This is a genomic window from Stutzerimonas sp. LR2, assembly GCF_055755175.1.
Map to the genome: position 1 here is coordinate 15,128 of NZ_JBVTRR010000005.1, position 12,328 is coordinate 27,455.

Below are 12,328 nucleotides of genomic sequence, written 5' to 3' on the forward strand. Positions count from 1 at the left end.
TAGCTAAACGAGGAATTTCGCATGAGCAATCGTGACGATGACGGGGATTTTCGCGCCCGGAAAAAGCGCGTGCTGATTAGTGGGGCCGACGCCCAAGCGTTCATCGAGGCACGCCGGAAAGAGCGTGAGGAGTTTCGACAGGCTGAAGGGAAGGATTTAGACGGGTTGGACCAGTTGGCCCGCGACCCCGCGATGGACGAGCTGCAGAAGAAGCACCAGGAGCAGCAGGAAACCCGCGAAGAAACTGACGCGGAGAAGAACCAGCTCACGACAAAACGACAGGAACAACAACTGCTGCAAGAACAGCAAGATCAGCAATCGAGGTCGATGTGATGGACAAGAAAGCAATGTATGCCGCCGCGGCTCTAGCCGCAGCGTTTATTGGGCCAGCAGGCGCATGCCCTCTCCAGGAGTGCATGCCAGGCCTGTCCGATGCGCCGTTTCAGTCGAGGGATCTAGACGATTTCGGCGGACTTTACGACCTAAAGCAGCCTGGCCAAGCGGTCCTGCACGTCGGGCTGATTGCGGCTGACTATCGCATTGCTCTGCTCGAAGCCGAGAACCGAGCTCTGCGCGCCGCTCTTACGGGCAGCCGCGCACTCGACGATAGCAGCCTCAAGTTTTTTCCAAGCCCTGCAAGCTTCATGGATGCGATGAACTCCGACATGAAACAGGTGAATGTGACAGGTCGGATGCCTCAACTACGGCATTTTGAGCAACGCGTTCGCAATGCAGAAACACGAGCAAAACTCACTGATGCGGGGCGGGCTCTGGGATCGGAAAGTACACGAATTGCAGCTGAGACGTCTGCAGAGTGAAAAGTTGGCTGACGAGAGCGGCAACTCTCGCCAGCCGATTCCGCGGCGGAACACCACGAAAGGAAGAAAGGTTATGGTAGAGCAATACCGAAAATATATCGACGACCCACAGTCGCTCCTGCGCGACTGGCGGCTCGCACAAACGCGGGCGATGCGAGAAGCAGTCGCCGGTCAACTGGCCGAAGATGCGCCTGGTTGGCCAGTAGAGCAGATCCTGCATGATGATGTGAGCGAGCCAGAGCACCGGCCCGTTGATCGCGCCGGGCAAACCCGGCGCTTGTTGTTCGGTCGGGCTGCGCTGCATGTCGCCGCACGGATCGAGTCGCGCTTGCTCGCGCGGCAGTTCCTCCTCGCCCTCATTGCTCTGGTGGCCACGCTGTTACTCGGATCATTGGCATTGATCGCGAGCAAAGGGGGGCTGGTCTTTACTTGGGGATCTTCAGCAGCCGGTTTCAGCCTCGCTATGATCGGTGGTTACCTGCTGTACCTAGCCAGCGGCGTAGCACGTCGCGGATATGAGATTTTCCTACCTCGCGGGCCGATGCTGACTGACCCTGACAAGGCCGATCTCCGTCGATTGGCCGAGCGTGTACTGCTGCGCGTCGCACCTGATGATGTGCCCGCAGATCTCGCGGATCAGTACCGGCCGCTGACTGTCGATGCCGATGGCCAGCCGGTTGACGGACAAATTGTTGGTGACGATTACACGACAAGCTGGTTGCGCGAGGCCCTGAGTTCGATGCTGGCTGTTGTCGCGGCTGTGGGTCTTTCGGTTTTCGCGATTGGGCTTGCAATGACCGGGGTTCCGCTGTTCAGCCTGCTGACCTTGCCGCTCCTGGTGCTCGCTGTGATCTGGACAGGGATGAAAGTCTTCCTTCTTCCAGACCTCGCTAAGCGGCGGGGTCTGGACGCGCTCGAAGCGCTGCGTCGGTCGCCGACAGCAAAATTGGTTGACCAGGTGTCGCCTGTGGTTTTCCAGAAGTTCGAGGCGGCGAAGGTCGGCCAAATCACGCAGGCCACGGCCGATCAAACGCCATTTGTGGACCTCGGTCGGACTACAGGTTTGCTAAGTGGGCGGCGGGATCCATTCGCCCCAACCCAAGCGGGCATGCCCTGCGGTTTGAGCGTCGATGACCTCTCTACTCACCTACTCGCGCTTGGCGCGACTGGCGCAGGCAAAACCGCTGGTGTGCTGCGCCCAGTGATCGGTTCCTGGACTGATGCCGATGCAGGTGGACTTCTGGTGCTCGACGGAAAAGGGGTTTTACCCGAAGAGCTGGCTGACCTCGACGGATTCCAGGTGATCACGCCCGGGTTGCAGGTGTTTGCCCCAATTGAAAATCTAACACCCGACCAGGTGGCTGATTCGTTGTACGAAATGTTCGCCGGGCAGAGCGAATCGAAAGACCCGTTCTGGGAAAAAGCAGCGGCCGAGCTGATTCGCTCTGCGGCGAAAACCCTCGCGCTGCTGGTAGATCTTGAGGCCGAAAGCTGGAATTGGACCTTAGGCCATTTGCATCATCTGATTTTCGGCGAGGGGATGATTGATGCGGCAAAGGCCGTGGTCGAATCTGCGCCGGAGTCGAAAGTGCTTTCGCTGATGCCTGGGCATGTACGCCGCGCGTACGATGACTTCACACGCACCTTCCCTGCCATGCCGGCCGACACCGCAAACTCTATTAAACAGAACGCGAGCGTCTGGCTCGGTTTGCTGGTCAACAACGCCCAGTTAAGCGCTTGGGCTGACGCCGCCACCGGTGTGCAGATTGAGCAGGCTCTTCACGGCGAACGCATTGGATTGCTACTGCCAGAGTTTAAATTCGGGAAAGCCGGCGCGGTTATTGCCAACTTCGCGAAGCAGCGCTTCTACAGCGAAATCAAACGTCGTGGCGAGGGCTGGAAATCGGGTAAGGATGGCCACCGGCGCGTCATGCTGGTGGTAGACGAGTGCCAAGCGCTGATGACAGAGAGCGAAGCCGAAATTCTGCCGATCGCACGTTCCCTTGGCCTCTGCGCAGTGTTCGCGACTCAGAACATCGATGGTCTGCAGATCGCACTGAAAAACCAGCCGGCGCTGCTGCAGCAGATCCTCGGTCAGTTCCGTTCAATCATTGCTGTGGCGGTCAACACAGATGCCACATGTGAATTCGTCGCTGGCCGAATGGGCGCTGTACCACGGGCAATTTACAGCGAGGTCCCCGCACCTGCATCGGATGCCGCTGGAACCATCGCTGGGCTGCAGCTCGAAGCTGGCAGCTTCGGAGTCGGAACCGTAATGGCATCGGCCTCTTGGTCGAGCGAACTACGGGGGATGCGGGGAACTGGCGGCCTCGCCGGTGAAGCCTGGGCAATAGCGAGCCAGTTGGCGGAAAAATCGGGCGTGAAAAAAGCGTTCGAGTTACTCCCTGGTGCATTCAACCGGGAGGCGCGAGCAGGTTCGGCGAAGCTTGATACACATCCCCTGGTCAGCCCGGCCGAAGTACGCGGGCTCACCGCAGAACGGTTCACCGCTCTGGCGGTGGTCAACCGCGCCGGCGTCGAACGGAGAGATCTGATCAAGCTCTCACCGCGGTTCAGCTTTGCTCAGCAGGAGGTGGCGTGATGACGTTTGAGCGCGATGTCTTCGAGCAGCACAGCGCACTGCTTCAGTTGCGCTCGTCGACCGTCCATCCTGCGATTCCGGACCGAAACTGGTTACCGAGGCTGGCCTTGGCCGGGCTGATCTTGACTTGCGGCGCGATGGTCGCCGGAAAGCTGGAAGAGATACGCCGGGAAGAAGTCGCTCGGGTGGCCGCCGCGGAAAAAGCGGAGGCTGACCGTAAAGTTCAAGCTGAGCGGGTCGCCGCTGAGCAGGTTGCAGGCTTGAAAAAGCGGATTGAGGCCATGCAAGCACAAATCAGCCAAGGGCGAGATGACCTCCTGAGCGACCTTCAGAGCGTTATTCGCGATGGTGAGACAATTGATGCCGTGGCGGTTGTACTGCGCCTATATCCAGCGCCCACGCACGATCTTCAGGCGCTCGATACAAGCGAGTTCGAGCAGTTTCTGGAGCTTGATCGCGAAGCCTGGATTGCAGGGAAAAAATCACCACAGCTCGATGCGCACTACCAAGCAGAGAGGGCAAAGCTGACGTATGCATCGGATTATCTCAACCATTTCCAAGACGCTGTGAATTTCACTGCGCGGGGTCAAAAGCTTCCTGAGTGGATGGCTTACGAACGGTTCCGGGCTGCGCCCGTTGAAGCCCCGGAAGGGGAAAAAAAGGAGCTGCGGGAGCAAGAGGAAACTGTGGCGCCGGCACAGCCGGCTTCATTGCTGCCGGTAATGCCACGGGAAGCGCCGGCATCTTCCCCGGCGATGAAGCCGCGCGCAGCCCCCACTGGAGTGCCTGGAAAGATCCAGGTACTGGACTGGTAAGCCGAGCCCGAAAGCAGGCTGTCCGCCGGGTTCTTCATGTCCGCTTCGCGGGCCTTAGAAGGGAACGGTGCGCGTCGGATTCGAGTTGACGCACGGCAACGTGCCCAATAACCTGTGAGCAAGAATAACCCCCACGCCTCGGGCCGGCATTGTCGGTACTGCGCACCAGGGGGTTAGTTTTTTCTGCCCTACCTCTCCTCGATCGCGTACCTGGCCAACAACGTTGCCATCTCCTCCAGGTGCTCATCGTACTCATCGAGCAACACCGGATCTGATGCCAGACCACGCTGATAGTCAGGCCCGAACTCTCCCGCAAGCGCCCCTCTGAGCATCCAGTCCAGGTACAAAGGCCGCAGCACGCGCCAAGCCAGCCCGGGTTTGCCGTGGTTCCAGTAAAATCGATGATCCCGCGTGGCCACCAGGGCGCAGCCCTTACCCCAGACCACATAGTCGACAGGCCAATCGATGCCGATTGCATCCAGGAAGATGGAGAACCATAGCGATCCGCTTGGCTCTTTCGATGGCCATGCTTTCCACGACTGGGCGTAGGCGTTGCTGGCCAAACCGACGAATGCAGCGCCCGGGTAGTAAATCATTCGATCTCGGCCGATCTGCAGGACAGGGACAGTGTTGTCGATGTGATCGAGGAGCAGATCGGCGAGGTGGGGTTTCATCATTGCCTAAATGCTACCGACCCGCCCTCCTCGCCTCAATTCCCAGCAGGATCGAAAATTCTCGATAAAATACATTATCGTTATAAATCTTCAGCTGCTCGGGGAGAGCTCCAATGACATGGCGCGTGACCGTTGAAAAGGATGATGAAGGGAGTCCAGTGGTGCCATTGCCCGATGAAGCCCTCGAATACCTGGGGGTCGGGATAGGCGACACACTGTATCTGTGGGAGGAGCACGTAGGCACTGAGCCCTGCCTCATTCTCTCGAAAACGCCTCAGGCACATGGGCCGCTCGAACCGGCAGACTTGCCAGAACAGTCGTCGTGATCGCCAATGAGGTGGGGATCCAATCAATGAGGTGTTCCCCATGTTCTACGACGAAGACGACACTTGCCCGCTCTGCGGCCTGCCCTATCAGCCGGCGGAGTGGTACGCCGACCTGAGCGGCATCGGCGATGACTTGCCAAACCTGGTGGCCATCCAAGATGACGAAGAGCTGTGCCGTTGCACGGCCGAGGATGATGATGACTGATCTGATCGCGAAGCCAGCCGGAGGCCTGCAGGTCACCGGCGAGCGCCGGCTCACTGCAGCTGAGTTCCAGGGCCTGGCCGAGGTGCCGGCCGCGGCCGAGTGGTTCGTCAACCTGGATAACCCGCGCACACGTCGCGCCTACCAGGGCGACATCGAGGACTTCAGCGCCTTCATCGGCATCACCAGCCCGGACCAGTTCCGAGCTGTAACCCGGGCGCATGTGCTGGCATGGCGTCGCCAGCTCGAAAAGCGCGGCCTGGCCGGGGCGACGATCAGGCGAAAGCTCGCCGCGCTGGCCAGCCTGTTTGATCACCTTCTCGATGCGAACGCCGTCGCAGGCGGCAACCCAGTGCACGGCGTGAAGCGGCCGAGGATCGAAAGCAGCGAAGGCAAGACGCCGGCGCTTGGTGATCACCAGGCGAAAGCGCTGCTTGACGCGCCTGATCCGGCGACGATCAAGGGCCTGCGCGATCGTGCGATCTTGGCCGTGTTGCTTTACCACGGCCTACGGCGCGAGGAGGCGGCGCGCCTGGTCGTCCAGGACATCCTGGAGCGCCGAGGAATCAAGCATCTGCGTGTGCACGGCAAGGGCGGGAAGCTGCGCTATCTGCCGCTGCATCCGGTCGCCCTGGAGAGAATCCATGCGTACCTGGAGGCCTCTGGTCATAACCAGGAAGAGGCTACAGCACCGCTGTTCGTACCGCTGCGCGGGCGGAAAACTGGAGCCGGGGTGTCAGCCGAGGGGATTTACAGCCTGGTGGGCGGTTACGCCCGGGCTGCCGGCATCGAGGTCGCCGGCCTGGGCGTTCATGGCCTGAGGGCCACGGCTGCGACCAATGCCCTGGAGCATGAGGCCGATATCGCCAAGGTTCAGCAGTGGTTGGGACATGCAAACATCAGCACGACGCGGATATATGATCGCCGCGCCTCAAGGCCTGAAGACTCACCAACATATAAAGTCCGGTATTAAACCAAACGCTCTCAAAGCCCCTTTCCCAGGGGCTTTTTTCTATGCAGCAACAATATTTTCAAACGTGCGTTTTAATGCCTCGGTAAAAGCTACCAAAGTTATTCTTTTGAGATTGCGTTAATAAAATAGGCGATTTGTCGATTGTTTACGCATGGTTGATAATTCAACCATGTAATGAGGACAAATCATGGCAACAGAAAAACCAGAATCTGAGATCCTTCTCGATAGCATCGAGAGGAAAACTCGCCGACTACGAAAGCTCCCTAAAGATATAGTCAACGCATCAAAGATTTTCGATCTTGTAAGCGAAGAAATTGAGAAGCTTTCAGATCACGGATACAGCTACAGAAACTCACTTTCTTATATAAACAGATTGTTCTCTGAACGATTTGAAAGAACGAGCCTCGCCACAATGTGGAGCCGCTATAGGAGCAAGCACAATGCTTAAGCAATACATCTCTTGCATTAGAATTAGCCTTAAGCGTGAACACTTCGTAAAAATGGAAATGGCGGTAATTCTATTCTGCCTGCTAACAATTCTTTTAGGACCACCTCCAGCACCACGCTTAAATGAACTGCTTGAGAATCAAGCCTCAACGCACCGACAAGGCATTCGTCAAAAACAGGTTGTATTTGAACAAATACCTCCGCCTGAACTGCCTTACTTCGTGAAGGAGTAGTAGCCATGAATCCCTCCTTTTCGACATTGGTTGTAGTTTGGCTATTAGGCACCTGGTACGCGAATTTCCCGCCAGAGATCACAAGCCAGGCAACTGAGCTAACTCCTATTACAATTTTTGCAAGCTACTTCTCTCTTGTCGGGCTTGCAGGGTTTGGCATTCTTTCTTCTTGGGCAATGTTCCTTGGGATATTTCGGCTACGCCAGAATGGTAATTTCTTCGGTTCACGCGATGGAAATGAAGCCTTCTTCTATCCTCTCAGAATTGTTTTTGCACTTTGCATGTGCGCTCCAGTTATCCCAGCAGGGGCAACAAGTGGAACACAAGTAATTCTAACCCCCGGGCACCAATTGATAGCCAGCATAACCATAACCGGCAGCGAATGGGGAGATGATGCAGCTGTTACTAGCAACAGGTTAATGGGTGACTATATACATAGCGCCAACCCTGACTACTCAAATCCTGTCAAAGAGCGTGAAGCAAAAAATCTTATCAGGAATTGGCTCGACCTCGCATCGTCTGCTAGTGGATATCACACCAACAAAAACCCTCACGACATTCTACGAGATATGTCGTCTACGGAAATCGCAAAATTACTGATTGAAGGCCAGTGGCGTAGACAGTATACGTCCCCAAGTGATGCAGGCTATTTTGGCCCTAAATCAGCTACGCATCCCCATATATCAATGATTCTGGATTACACAAGAGTTCCGCTAATCCCACCAACGGACGAAATTGCTGCACGTATTAGTTACTCCTCTTCTGAAATGGACCACGAAACTGCGGGTGAAACAAGCACCGACTATGAGCTCAACTCTGAGAACATTTTGTGCCAGTTCGCTGGATCTGATTCTTTCGTTTGTCCAGAGTCTATAAATCAGCTAAGAGCCGTCAACGACAAGGCAATATCTGTTGGATTGGCAGCGGCCCAAAGAGACCTTTGGAAAAGGCTATACACCACTGCCTACAACACGCACAGCACAATATTTACGAACAACACAGAGCAAGCAGCTAAGCTTTCGGAGGACACTGAAAGCTATTTGAACGCTGAAACTAAATGGTACTCAGCAGTAGCAACACGCCTTATTAAAAACTACCTTGTTGAAACCCAAAAAAAGGCAACAGAGGACTATTACTCCAGTATGGAAAGTTGGGGCTGGATGACAATCGGAACCTTTGCCATGCGTGTCTCCAATGATTTTTCCCGCGCACAATCATATGGTAGCGGTGCGACATCTAAACTGTATCCGACAACAGCGCTATCTTCATTGACCAGTGCTGATGACATAACAAAGCTTGGACAAACCACTTTGGAGCGTACTTCAGACGGCAAGATTCAAGGCATTGATCTCTATGAAGCATTAGGACTACCAATACTTAAAACCGATCCATCCAGAGCCAATCTACATACAATCACTGCCTTTGGCCGTGAGCTTGCTGGCACAGGCATTATGTTTATATCCGGTTCTGGTCTGGCAAAGCTTTTTGGTAAAGATGGAAAAACAACTACCATTCTTGCAGTAATTGGTGGACTTCTTTTGCTGGCGGGCGCATTTCTTGGGTACATACTGCCAGTTGTATTTGCTATTTTTGGCCTTATGGGTGTTATCAGTTGGCTTACCTTCGTTGCCTCTGCGTTCTTTGGCGTTACCCTCTGGGGGGCTGCCTTCGCAGCTCCTAAAGGGGACGAACACACGTCGCAGATGGCCGCTAAAGGTTGGAATACACTGATTTTTTTGGGCTTCTATCCTGCTCTAGCAGTTGGTGGCCTCGCTGCCGCCGTGACTATTACAAGTATTGCGCTACCTCTTGTTAACGTCACGTTAGGTGGGGTGTGGGGAGCAATGACAGGATCCGCTGACCTCACTCAACCGTTCGATGCTCTTGCCGGTTATCTTATCGGCGCTGTCGTCATGGTTCTGGTGAACTCCATGCTGTTCTGGTCCGCCTGCATCACCTCTGCTCAACTAATCACCAATTTCCCTAGAACTGTTCTGAACATGGTTTCCTTTTCTGAGCCGGGTCTCAATCCGTATGAAAATACCGCTCCTGGGATAATGGGCAACGTCAGCTCAATGGTCCGGGCTCCTTTGTCGATGGCTACCACGGCGCTCACCAGACGCCTAGTAGGCGGTAATCCTAGGGCTCCTGAAGGGGGTGGACAGTAAATAAAAAAGCGGCCCTAGGGTCGCCTTTTTCATAGTCTTAAGAGGGTCACAGGTATTTTCTGAAAAGAGTTGGTATCTCTGCATATATGAACTCTTTCACACTGCTATTGAGGTTTTCACCAGGCTGAACCCTGTACCCATTTTCACGGGTATATTCAACATGGACGCCATCATATTGGCAGGGATTCAGATTGCCCGGCAAAGTTTGGATCGCACTCCGACTTGCGTAGTCAACCTGGATGCCGTCAATAAACACTCTAGTAACACAGGCATGGTTCCCACTGCTCTCTTTGACGACCTGAAGATGATACTTGTCACCGCGAAGGTTTTTCAGTGGAGGAACCTTCTTGTTGAAATACTCCGAAGCCTCAGCATTCCAATAGTCAGGCCTTACTTCTGGGCTTTTATCACACCCGCTTACAGTTACCGCTAGAGCAATGGCTAAGCCGAGTACGCTGATTGCAGTCTTCATTACACTTTTCCCCTACTCTCTATATTCAGTCTGATAGCCAGTGCATCCATCCGGCCGATCATTCCATCACCTTCGAGGTCAGCAACGCGAAATAGGCCAGAATTGTCAGCCATACGGCCCAGTTCTGAGCGTGACTGATCGATAGCATTTCGCTGTGTGCCGCCCATCCAACAACAACCATCGCGACAGGCCAGGTCAGGGCTGCGATGCAGCAAATGAATACCAGGAAGAACATCACCAGGCCGGCAATCCAACGAAAGAACCGAGGCGCAACCTCACCAGGAAAGGCCACGCAGGCCTCCAGGCCGGCGACCAGGAAGCGCACGGGGTTGCGGGCGATCCGGCGAGCTGCGGAGAAACCAGGCCATACCAGGTTAAGCACGTTCATCAGCGATCTCCTCAGCCAGATCCTGCTGCGCTGCACGCCAGTCACGGATCAACTGCTTCAGTTCGTCGGCGCCGGCGCGGAGCTTCGCGCCAGTACCGGGGACCAAAGCGACCCGGCCGGAGTCGGCTAGGACGCAGTATTCTTCTGCCCGTATGCGCAGCTCCTCGATCTCCTCCCGGCTGGCGGTCGCAGACTCGATCATCTGCGCCGCCTGTTCCAAGATCTCGCCCTGCTGCAGTAGCAGGGCGGTATCGAGGCCTGGCAGGGGTGCCAGGCGCAGGGTCATCACTTGGCCCCCTGTTCCAGGGCCACAGGCTGGATCGGAGCTTTCAGGCGGATCTCAACACGACGGTTCTGTGCCCTCCCCTCCTCGCTCGAATTGCTGGCGATCGGCTGAGACGGACCGGCTCCGTAGACCTGGATGCGGTTCTTTTCGATGCCCTGGCCGATGAGATGCTTGCCGACACTGATTGCGCGCTTCTGGCTCAGCTCGATGTTGCTGGCGTTGGAGCCCACGCTATCGGTGTGGCCGGTGACCTCGATGTTGTTGTCGCCGTACTGGCGGAAGCTGCCGGCCAGCTTGTCGAGGTTGAATTGAGCTGCTGGGCTGAGCTCAGTCGAACCAGTTTTGAAAGTGATCGCGCCAGGCATCACCAGCTTGATGTCGTCGCCCTGGCGTTGCACTTCGATCCCGGTGCCTGCGGTCGCCTTGCGCAATTCAGCTTCCTGTCGGTCGGCGTAAGCGCCATAGCCAGCGCCTGCCAGGCCACCGATACCTGCGCCGATCAACGCACCCTTGCCACGGTTGTCCTGGTTGATGAGCGCGCCTGCAGCTGCGCCGGCCAGGGTGCCGATGCTGCCCCAAGTCAAAGTTTGATTGCGACTACCGTCCTGATCGGTCGGGCCAATGCCAGCGCAGCCAGCGAGAGAGAGGATGCTGAGGATCAGCGATGCGGTGATGAGTTTTTTCATGTGTCGAGTCCTTTACTGCGACTGGTTGATTGAAGTTGCACGCGATTGCATGCGAAGCCGATTGAACGGCGGATCAACTTGAGGTCACAGCGAGCACTCGACAGAGCATTTCTTTTAATTGCCTAGCCTCCCCTGTCGCTGATCCTGGGAGGTTCGGTATATAGCAACTGCTCGAACAAAAAATCTTAACTTAATTATAATCCTCAACACTCAATATACAAGCACCACAAACAAAAAATCGATGACTTTTACACACTAAAAAAGTACCATTTAATAAACTTTGAAACGCCAGCCTTCGTAGAGTTTATCTAATGAAAAATTTTGAACGAGATAACTCTCTTGATCTAATCAAGTGGATCGCATTGATCACCATGATCATCGATCACTCCTGGTATATCCTGCCAGTTGAGTTACAAGAGACATTCCGCTGGATGCGCATCATCGGACGCCTCGCGTTCCCTCTCTTCTGTCTCGCAATCGCGGCGAATGTTTATCGGCAGCCGATAGGATATTCAGGCGGATTGAAATATCTCGGCGGAATGCTTTTATTTGCACTGATTAGCCAGCAACCTTATTCGAGATTTTTCGAGAGCAATTATTTAAATATCCTCTTCACCTTGGGCCTTGGTCTTGTCATCACTCAGGCGATACATCACCGAACGCCCTCACTGATCACTGCAGGGGTCGTAGCCCTGGCCGTCGCCACAGCTTATCGACCGATTCTGAGCTACGGCCTTGCTGGCGTACTTCTGCCAGCCGTTCTGCTGGCCGCTCTCCAGGCGCGCGTCATTGAAACCAGGATCGTCACTTGGTCGACTGCAGCTCTGGTCGCGGTTCTCGCGAACACCGGCGCCGGAATCATGCTATTGCCCGATCTGCCTGCCAGGGCGCTGGCCAGTATCTCTGCAGCTGCCCTGGCGCCGCTGCTCGGCCTGGCACTACTGCAATTCCGCGTGCGGTCGATCAGGCCGGTCAGCACCTGGATGTACCCGCTTTATCCGATTCATATGCTGCTGTTCAGCTCCCTGTCGCTCGCCTGGATCTGAAGCGGCGAAGCCGCCACACAGCTCCCAACCACTCCCTTTCCCTTCTGGGGCTCTAAAGCGCCGTAAGGCGCTTAGTTGGGCAGGTATATCTGAATCCAATCTGTGCGCAGTAACCCCGACACCGAAAATCCTGAATCTCTGATGTTAAATACAATTTTAGAAACATGTTAGGGGCCCTACCTCATCGCTGGA

At 55.4% G+C, this 12,328-nt stretch carries 14 protein-coding genes; 8 read left to right on the plus strand and 6 right to left on the minus strand.

Annotated elements, in window-relative coordinates:
- Positions 1 to 21: 21 nt before the first annotated feature.
- The 4 genes from ACVRRC_RS17615 (at position 22) to ACVRRC_RS17630 (ending at position 4,235) form a co-directional block, all read left to right on the plus strand.
- Entirely contained in the window at positions 22 to 333 is a 312-nt protein-coding gene (locus ACVRRC_RS17615) for a hypothetical protein (protein ID WP_174217663.1), read from the plus strand.
- Positions 333 to 818 carry a hypothetical protein gene (locus ACVRRC_RS17620; protein ID WP_174217664.1) on the plus strand — a complete coding sequence of 162 codons (486 nt, stop codon included), beginning with the start codon at positions 333 to 335 and terminating at the stop codon, positions 816 to 818. The genes ACVRRC_RS17615 and ACVRRC_RS17620 overlap by 1 nt, the downstream gene beginning before the upstream one ends.
- Before the next feature lie 73 nt (positions 819 to 891).
- Entirely contained in the window at positions 892 to 3,420 is a 2,529-nt protein-coding gene (locus ACVRRC_RS17625) for a hypothetical protein (RefSeq protein WP_322319419.1), read from the plus strand.
- Positions 3,420 to 4,235, plus strand: a complete 816-nt coding sequence (locus ACVRRC_RS17630) for a hypothetical protein (protein WP_472997314.1) — start codon at positions 3,420 to 3,422, stop codon at positions 4,233 to 4,235. The genes ACVRRC_RS17625 and ACVRRC_RS17630 overlap by 1 nt, the downstream gene beginning before the upstream one ends.
- 188 nt (positions 4,236 to 4,423) lie before the next feature.
- On the opposite strand, the gene ACVRRC_RS17635 is transcribed toward ACVRRC_RS17630, so the two are convergent.
- A complete protein-coding gene (locus ACVRRC_RS17635; protein WP_322318738.1) occupies positions 4,424 to 4,912 on the minus strand; it encodes a hypothetical protein in 489 nt (162 codons plus the stop codon).
- A 363-nt stretch (positions 4,913 to 5,275) separates the two neighbouring features.
- Between ACVRRC_RS17635 and ACVRRC_RS17640 the strand changes: the two genes are divergently transcribed.
- Together ACVRRC_RS17640 and ACVRRC_RS17645 are read left to right on the plus strand one after the other, a co-directional pair.
- Positions 5,276 to 5,440: a hypothetical protein gene (locus ACVRRC_RS17640; protein WP_174217672.1), complete on the plus strand. Its 165-nt coding sequence runs from the start codon at positions 5,276 to 5,278 to the stop codon at positions 5,438 to 5,440.
- Positions 5,433 to 6,410, plus strand: a complete 978-nt coding sequence (locus tag ACVRRC_RS17645) for a tyrosine-type recombinase/integrase (RefSeq protein WP_472997315.1) — start codon at positions 5,433 to 5,435, stop codon at positions 6,408 to 6,410. Before ACVRRC_RS17640 ends, ACVRRC_RS17645 begins: the two co-directional genes overlap by 8 nt.
- A gap of 477 nt (positions 6,411 to 6,887) precedes the next feature.
- Here the strand turns inward: ACVRRC_RS17645 and ACVRRC_RS17650 are convergent, their stop codons facing one another.
- Positions 6,888 to 7,097 (minus strand): hypothetical protein, encoded by a 210-nt coding sequence (locus tag ACVRRC_RS17650; RefSeq protein ID WP_472997316.1) that lies wholly within the window; start codon positions 7,095 to 7,097, stop codon positions 6,888 to 6,890.
- On the opposite strand from ACVRRC_RS17650, the gene ACVRRC_RS17655 reads away from it, so the two are divergent.
- Positions 7,096 to 9,258 carry a hypothetical protein gene (locus tag ACVRRC_RS17655; protein WP_472997317.1) on the plus strand — a complete coding sequence of 721 codons (2,163 nt, stop codon included), beginning with the start codon at positions 7,096 to 7,098 and terminating at the stop codon, positions 9,256 to 9,258. The two genes, ACVRRC_RS17650 and ACVRRC_RS17655, sit on opposite strands and share 2 nt — an antisense overlap.
- A 46-nt stretch (positions 9,259 to 9,304) precedes the next feature.
- Here ACVRRC_RS17655 and ACVRRC_RS17660 read toward each other — a convergent pair whose 3' ends face one another.
- Genes ACVRRC_RS17660 through ACVRRC_RS17675 form a run of 4 tightly spaced genes read right to left on the minus strand, consistent with a single transcriptional unit; the run spans position 9,305 to position 11,090 of the window.
- Positions 9,305 to 9,730, minus strand: a complete 426-nt coding sequence (locus tag ACVRRC_RS17660) for a hypothetical protein (RefSeq protein WP_322318398.1) — start codon at positions 9,728 to 9,730, stop codon at positions 9,305 to 9,307.
- A 58-nt stretch (positions 9,731 to 9,788) separates the two neighbouring features.
- Positions 9,789 to 10,118 carry a hypothetical protein gene (locus ACVRRC_RS17665; RefSeq protein ID WP_322318399.1) on the minus strand — a complete coding sequence of 110 codons (330 nt, stop codon included), beginning with the start codon at positions 10,116 to 10,118 and terminating at the stop codon, positions 9,789 to 9,791.
- Positions 10,105 to 10,404 carry a hypothetical protein gene (locus ACVRRC_RS17670; RefSeq protein WP_472997318.1) on the minus strand — a complete coding sequence of 100 codons (300 nt, stop codon included), beginning with the start codon at positions 10,402 to 10,404 and terminating at the stop codon, positions 10,105 to 10,107. The genes ACVRRC_RS17665 and ACVRRC_RS17670 overlap by 14 nt, the downstream gene beginning before the upstream one ends.
- On the minus strand, positions 10,404 to 11,090 hold the full coding sequence (locus tag ACVRRC_RS17675; RefSeq protein WP_322318401.1) for a YiaD family glycine zipper/OmpA-like lipoprotein: 687 nt from the start codon (positions 11,088 to 11,090) through the stop codon (positions 10,404 to 10,406). Before ACVRRC_RS17675 ends, ACVRRC_RS17670 begins: the two co-directional genes overlap by 1 nt.
- Before the next feature lie 311 nt (positions 11,091 to 11,401).
- Here ACVRRC_RS17675 and ACVRRC_RS17680 point away from each other — a divergent pair, with 311 nt between their 5' ends.
- On the plus strand, positions 11,402 to 12,136 hold the full coding sequence (locus ACVRRC_RS17680) for a TraX family protein (RefSeq protein WP_322318402.1): 735 nt from the start codon (positions 11,402 to 11,404) through the stop codon (positions 12,134 to 12,136).
- Positions 12,137 to 12,328: the final 192 nt, after the last annotated feature.

Bases quoted from the DNA above. Each gene is read 5' to 3' on its own strand.
- ACVRRC_RS17640 (WP_174217672.1), top strand. From the start codon at position 5,276: ATGTTCTACGACGAAGACGACACTTGCCCGCTCTGCGGCCTGCCCTAT.
- ACVRRC_RS17620 (WP_174217664.1), top strand. From the start codon at position 333: ATGGACAAGAAAGCAATGTATGCCGCCGCGGCTCTAGCCGCAGCGTTT.
- ACVRRC_RS17630 (WP_472997314.1), top strand. From the start codon at position 3,420: ATGACGTTTGAGCGCGATGTCTTCGAGCAGCACAGCGCACTGCTTCAG.
- ACVRRC_RS17680 (WP_322318402.1), top strand. From the start codon at position 11,402: ATGAAAAATTTTGAACGAGATAACTCTCTTGATCTAATCAAGTGGATC.
- ACVRRC_RS17645 (WP_472997315.1), top strand. From the start codon at position 5,433: ATGACTGATCTGATCGCGAAGCCAGCCGGAGGCCTGCAGGTCACCGGC.
- ACVRRC_RS17660 (WP_322318398.1), bottom strand. From the start codon at position 9,730: ATGAAGACTGCAATCAGCGTACTCGGCTTAGCCATTGCTCTAGCGGTA.
- ACVRRC_RS17675 (WP_322318401.1), bottom strand. From the start codon at position 11,090: ATGAAAAAACTCATCACCGCATCGCTGATCCTCAGCATCCTCTCTCTC.
- ACVRRC_RS17615 (WP_174217663.1), top strand. From the start codon at position 22: ATGAGCAATCGTGACGATGACGGGGATTTTCGCGCCCGGAAAAAGCGC.
- ACVRRC_RS17665 (WP_322318399.1), bottom strand. From the start codon at position 10,118: ATGAACGTGCTTAACCTGGTATGGCCTGGTTTCTCCGCAGCTCGCCGG.
- ACVRRC_RS17670 (WP_472997318.1), bottom strand. From the start codon at position 10,404: ATGACCCTGCGCCTGGCACCCCTGCCAGGCCTCGATACCGCCCTGCTA.
- ACVRRC_RS17655 (WP_472997317.1), top strand. From the start codon at position 7,096: ATGAATCCCTCCTTTTCGACATTGGTTGTAGTTTGGCTATTAGGCACC.
- ACVRRC_RS17625 (WP_322319419.1), top strand. From the start codon at position 892: ATGGTAGAGCAATACCGAAAATATATCGACGACCCACAGTCGCTCCTG.
- ACVRRC_RS17650 (WP_472997316.1), bottom strand. From the start codon at position 7,097: ATGGCTACTACTCCTTCACGAAGTAAGGCAGTTCAGGCGGAGGTATTT.
- ACVRRC_RS17635 (WP_322318738.1), bottom strand. From the start codon at position 4,912: ATGATGAAACCCCACCTCGCCGATCTGCTCCTCGATCACATCGACAAC.